This window comes from Streptomyces tricolor (assembly GCF_002155905.1).
Taxonomy (GTDB): Bacteria; Actinomycetota; Actinomycetes; order Streptomycetales; family Streptomycetaceae; genus Streptomyces; species Streptomyces tricolor.
Window position 1 is genome coordinate 171 of record NZ_MUMF01000509.1, and the last position, 5,388, is coordinate 5,558.

At 71.2% G+C, this 5,388-nt stretch carries 2 protein-coding genes and 1 pseudogene; 1 reads left to right on the top strand and 2 read right to left on the bottom strand.

Annotation, left to right across the window (positions count from 1 at the left end; translation table 11 throughout):
* Positions 1 to 141 precede the first annotated feature (141 nt).
* Positions 142 to 2,836: pseudogene (gene ppdK, locus CCN44_RS31885) on the bottom strand (pyruvate, phosphate dikinase).
* Between the two features lie 418 nt (positions 2,837 to 3,254).
* Entirely contained in the window at positions 3,255 to 4,475 is a 1,221-nt protein-coding gene (locus CCN44_RS31890; protein ID WP_189397212.1) for an ROK family transcriptional regulator, read from the bottom strand.
* A gap of 120 nt (positions 4,476 to 4,595) precedes the next feature.
* Between CCN44_RS31890 and CCN44_RS31895 the strand changes: the two genes are divergently transcribed.
* A partial coding sequence (locus CCN44_RS31895; protein WP_414820532.1) for an MGH1-like glycoside hydrolase domain-containing protein occupies positions 4,596 to 5,388 on the top strand: 793 nt, incomplete at its 3' end.

Consider the following 5,388-nt stretch of genomic DNA (forward strand, 5'->3'; position numbering starts at 1 on the left):
GACGGTGGCCGTGACGGCGGCGCAACGCACAGAGGGGCGACACCCCCCGCACTGGGGTGTCGCCCCTCCTCTTTCGTGCGCCGGGGCCGCCGTCGATCGGTGAGGGTCGGGGACCGGCGGCGGCTCCGGGGCTCGGGGAGGTCAGCGGTGGTCGCTGCCCTCCGACTGGGTGGCCGCGCGGCCGGCCTCCAGGCGGGCGACCNNAGTCCAGGCCCGCCTCGTGGAAGAAGTGGACCGACTCCGGGTCACCGCCGTGCTCGCCGCAGACGCCGAGCTTCAGGTCGGGGCGGGTGCGCCGGCCCGCTTCGGCCGCCGCCTTCACCAGGGAGCCGACGCCGTCCTTGTCGATCGTCTCGAACGGGCTGACGCCGAAGATGCCCTTCTCCAGGTAGGCCGTGAAGAAGCTCGCCTCGACGTCGTCGCGGCTGAAGCCCCACACCGTCTGGGTCAGGTCGTTCGTGCCGAAGGAGAAGAACTCCGCCGCCTCGGCGATCTGGCCCGCCGTCAACGCCGCCCGGGGCAGCTCGATCATCGTGCCGATCGCCAGCTTGAGCTTCGTACCCGTCGCCGCCTCCACCTCGGCGATGACCTGGTCCGCCTCCTCGCGGACGATCTCCAGCTCCTGGACGGTGCCGACGAGCGGGATCATGATCTCGGCGCGCGGGTCGCCCTTGGCCGTCCGGCGCTCGGCCGCGGCCTCCGCGATCGCGCGGACCTGCATGGTGAACAGGCCGGGGATGACCAGGCCGAGGCGTACGCCGCGCAGGCCCAGCATCGGGTTCTGCTCGTGCAGCCGGTGCACCGCCTGGAGCAGGCGCAGCTCGTTCTCGTGCGGCTCCTGGCGGGACTCGGCGAGGGCCACCCGGACGGAGAGTTCCGTGATGTCCGGGAGGAACTCGTGCAGCGGCGGGTCCAGGAGACGGATCGTCACCGGAAGGCCGTCCATCGCCTCGAAGAGTTCGACGAAGTCCTTCTTCTGCAGCGGGAGCAGGGCCTTGAGGGACTCCTCGCGCTCCTCCTCGGTGTCCGCCAGGATCAGGCGCTCGACCAGCTCACGGCGGTCGCCGAGGAACATGTGCTCGGTGCGGCACAGGCCGATGCCCTGGGCGCCGAAGCGGCGTGCGCGCAGGGCGTCCTCGGCGTTGTCCGCGTTGGCGCGCACCCGCAGCCGGCGCTTGCGGTCGGCGAAGGCCATCATGCGGTGGACCGCCTCGACCAGCTCGTCCGCGTCGTCGGCGCCCGGGTGCATCCGGCCCTCGAAGTACTCGACCACGGGCGAGGGGACCACCGGGACCTCGCCCAGGTAGACCTTGCCGGTCGAGCCGTCGATGGAGATCAGGTCGCCTTCCTCCACCACGTGTCCGCCGGGGACCGTCATGCGGCGGCGCTTGGTGTCGACCTCCAGCTCCTCCGCACCGCACACACAGGTCTTGCCCATGCCGCGGGCGACGACGGCCGCGTGGGAGGTCTTGCCGCCGCGCGAGGTCAGGATGCCCTCGGCGGCGATCATGCCGTCCAGGTCGTCGGGGTTGGTCTCCCGGCGGACCAGGATCACCTTCTCGCCCGAGCGGGACCACTTCACGGCCGTGTACGAGTCGAAGACCGCCTTGCCGACCGCCGCGCCCGGCGAGGCCGCGATGCCCCGGGCGACCTGCTCGACCTTCGCCTGCTCGTCGAAGCGCGGGAACATCAGCTGGGCCAGCTGGGCGCCGGTGACGCGCTGGAGCGCCTCCGTCTCGTCGATCAGGCCCTGGTCGACCAGCTGGGTGGCGATGCGGAAGGCCGCGCCGGCGGTGCGCTTGCCGACCCGGGTCTGGAGCATCCACAGCTGACCGCGCTCGATCGTGAACTCGATGTCGCAGAGGTCCTTGTAGTGGTTCTCCAGCGTCTCCATGATCTGCATGAGCTGGTCGTACGACTTCTTGTCGATCTGCTCCAGCTCGGCGAGCGGGACGGTGTTGCGGATGCCCGCGACCACGTCCTCGCCCTGCGCGTTCTGCAGGTAGTCGCCGTAGACGCCCTGGTGGCCGGAGGCGGGGTCGCGGGTGAACGCCACGCCCGTGCCGGAGTCCGGGCCGAGGTTGCCGAAGACCATGGAGCAGACGTTGACGGCCGTGCCCAGGTCGTGCGGGATGCGCTCCTGGCGGCGGTACAGCTTGGCGCGGTCGCCGTTCCAGGAGTCGAAGACCGCCTTGATGGCGAGGTCCATCTGCTCGCGCGGGTCCTGCGGGAAGTCCCGGCCGGCCTCCTTCTTGACGATCTTCTTGAAGGTGGTGACCAGCTTCTTCAGGTCGGCGGCCTCCAGGTCGGTGTCGACCGTGACCTTCTTGGCCTCCTTCGCCTTGTCGAGGGCCTCCTCGAAGAGGTCGCCGTCGACGCCGAGGACGGTCTTGCCGAACATCTGGATGAGGCGGCGGTAGGAGTCCCAGGCGAAGCGCTCGTCGCCGGCCTGCTTGGCCAGGCCCTGCACGGACTTGTCCGACAGGCCGATGTTCAGGACGGTGTCCATCATGCCCGGCATGGAGAACTTGGCGCCGGAGCGGACGGAGACCAGCAGCGGGTTGTCGGCCTGGCCGAGCTTCTTGCCCATCGTGGCCTCCAGGGCGTCGAGGTGCGCACTCACCTCGTCACGCAGTGCCGCGGGCTCCTCGCCGCTCTCCAGGTAGACCTTGCAGGCCTCCGTGGTGATCGTGAACCCGGGAGGGACCGGCAGACCGAGGTTGGTCATCTCGGCGAGATTGGCACCCTTGCCGCCGAGCAGGTCCTTGAGGTCCTTGTTGCCCTCGGTGAAGTCGTAAACGAACTTCGCTACGTGGGGTTCTTTGTTTTCCGACACGGGTCTCGACTCCTTGAGGCCACGGTGGCTGCCCTGACGGCGAGGAACATACCCAGATCGAAGGTTCCTGGGTACGTCCACTTGCGCGTCATGTGCCTGTAACCACCCGTCCGCCAGCGGATCGAAAGTCAAGGCTTGGCAAGCGAAGCCAGCCGTATGTTTTCACTTCTTGAAGACAGCGCCGCCCACCGGTGCGGATTTCCGCTCAGATGAGCGGCTCTTGGCGCGACTGGTTTCGGTCGGTGAACGATCAAGGGGTGGCACCGAGTGCCACCCCTTGGAGAAGTGCAGCCGCGCACAATCCGCTCATCTGAGCGGAGCCCTTATCAAGGGTGGCGAGAATCACGCTGCCACAGAGCGCTCCGTTTCACCATGCGGACCCCCGCGCGGGACACGTGCCCGCGGGGAAACCCGGGCGTCACACACCCATCTCCGACAGCCGCTCCTCCGCCCGGTCCGGCGCGTACAGGTGCTCCACCACCAGCGCCCCGGCACCGATCAGCGCGGCCCGCTCCCCGAGCCGGGAGGTGACGACGTCCAGGCGGGCCGTGGAGCGGGGCAGCGCCCGCTGGTAGAGCAGCTCGCGCACGCCGGTCAGGAACGGCGTTCCGGCCAGATCGCCGGCGATCATCAGCACGCCGGGGTTGAGCAGGGTCACCACCGTCGCCAGCACGTCCCCGACCCGCCGCCCGGCCTCCCGGGCCAGCGCGGCGGCCTCCGGATGCCCGGCGGCCAGCAGGTCCCGCACGTCCGAGCCGGAGGCGGCCGGCACCCCGGACGCGGCCAGCCGCCGGGCCACGGCCCCGCCGCTCGCGACCGCCGCGAGACAGCCGTACGACCCGCACCGGCACAGCGCGTCCGCGCCGACCCGGATGTGCCCGATGTCGCCCGCCCCGCCGTCCACGCCCCGGTAGATCGAGCCGTCGACGACCACCCCGGCGCCGATGCCCGTGGACACCTTGACCAGCACGAAGGCCGAGCAGTCGGGGTGTCCGGTGCGCTGTTCGCCGTAGGCCATCAGGTTGGCGTCGTTGTCCACCAGGACCGGGACCGCGGGGGCGCCGGTGTGGTCGGTGAAGGCGCGGGACAGCCGGCCCCGGATGTCGTAGCCGTCCCAGCCCGGCATGATGGGCGGCTGGACCACCCGGCCGGTCTCGCTGTCCACCGGGCCCGGCACCGCGAGCCCGATCCCGCACACCTCCCCGCCCGTGTGCCCCGCCTTGGTCAGCAACTCGGCGAACCAGCGCCCCAGTTCGCCCAGCACGGCGTCCGGTCCGTCCTCCACCACCAGCGTGCCCGCGTGTTCGGCGAGGACCTCCCCGGTCAGGGAGAGCACGGCCGCGCGGGCGTGCCGGGTGTCCAGGTCCGCGGCGAGCACCACCGCGTGGGAGTCGTCGAACTCCAGGGTGATGGAAGGGCGTCCGCCGAGCGGCGAGTCGACCGGGCCGCCGGCGCCCTCGCGCAGCCAGCCCGCCCGGAACAGCCGGTCCAGGCGCTGGCCGACGGTGGCCCGGGAGAGCCCGGTCGCCTGCTGGAGCGCGCCCCGCGTCACGGCCCGTCCACTGCGCACCAGTTCGAGCAGATCGCCGGCACCCGCCTGGTTTCCGCCCTTGCCGGTCCTTCCCGGACGTCCCGTCATGCGCACCCCCTTGTGTTCCTCAAGCTTGCATTACATAGTGGGTTTTGCGTGTTAAATAGACGTAACCCTACGGTGGCCGCAGCCAAACCCGGTCGGCCGGACGTCTCCGGGGAGCCCCGAGTGGATCGCACTGCCCAGCTCACTGCCCGTCCCGCACAGCACGAGATCGCATACGATCCACCGACCGGCCCGCAAGCCACGGCGTCCCTGCACGTCAGAGCGGCCGAGGTGCTGGAGGCCAACTGGACCGGCACATCGACCGTGCCGTCCCGCAACCTGTATCCGCACCAGTGGTCCTGGGACTCCGCGTTCATCGCCATCGGGCTGCGGCACATCTCCCCGCTGCGCGCCCAGACGGAGTTGGAGACGCTGCTCGCGGCCCAGTGGGCCGACGGTCGCCTCCCGCACATCGTGTTCAACCCCTCCGTCCCGCTCGACGCGTACTTCCCGAGCCCCGACTTCTGGCGCTCCTCCACCGCGGGGCGCGCCGCGGGCGCCCCGCGCACCGTACAGACGTCCGGCATCGTGCAGCCACCGGTGCACGCGCTGGCGGCCTGGCTGGTGCACCGCGCCGACCCCGGACTGTCCCGGGCCCGCGGCTTCCTGGCCCGGCTCCACCCGCGGCTGGCCGCCTGGCACCGCTATCTGCTGCACCGGCGGGACCTGGGCGGTGCCGGACTGGTGTCCGTGGTCCACCCGTGGGAGCAGGGCATGGACAACAGCCCTTGCTGGGACGCCCCGTTGGCCCGGATCACCCCGGCCCCGGCCCGCTCCTTCCGCCGCGCCGACCTGGACCACGGCGCCCCCGAGGACCGGCCGACGGACCTGGACTACGGGCGGTACGTACGGCTGGCCGCCGACTACCGGGACGGCGGTTACCGGGACGGGGCGGGCGGCGGGCAGCCGTACGTAC